The 436-nt window shown below is 50.2% G+C and carries 1 tRNA gene and 1 rRNA gene; both read right to left on the minus strand.

From position 1 onward, the window contains the following. Positions 1-82: 82 nt before the first annotated feature. Positions 83-159: transfer RNA gene (locus AWJ19_RS12335), tRNA-Ile, on the minus strand. Positions 160-198: 39 nt separating this feature from the next. After that, positions 199-315 (minus strand): 5S ribosomal RNA (gene rrf / locus AWJ19_RS12340). Positions 316-436: the final 121 nt, after the last annotated feature.

Below are 436 nucleotides of genomic sequence, written 5' to 3' on the forward strand. Positions count from 1 at the left end.
AACCGCTGACCTCCTGCTTGCAAGGCAGGCGCTCTCCCAGCTGAGCTATGGCCCCATAAAGTATAATGTTGTAGATGTTATATGGTGGGCCTTGGTGGACTCGAACCACCGACCTCACCCTTATCAGAGGTGCGCTCTAACCAACTGAGCTAAAAGCCCATATAACATAACATGGTTTCAACCATAGAATGGTTGTCCGCTTGGCAGCGTCCTACTCTCCCAGGACCCTTCGGTCCAAGTACCATCGGCGCTGGAGGACTTAACGGTCGTGTTCGGGATGGGTACGTGTGGAACCCCTCCGCTATCGCCACCAAACGGGATGAAAGGATTGACCTTTCAAAACTGAACACGAGTGAGTAACTAACCGACCGGTTAGATTTAAGATTTGAATGTCATCATTGCAGATGACGATTCTCCATAGAAAGGAGGTGATCCA

It is taken from the genome of Paenibacillus sp. DMB5 (assembly GCF_001517085.1).
Classification (GTDB): Bacteria; Bacillota; Bacilli; order Paenibacillales; family Paenibacillaceae; genus Paenibacillus_AQ.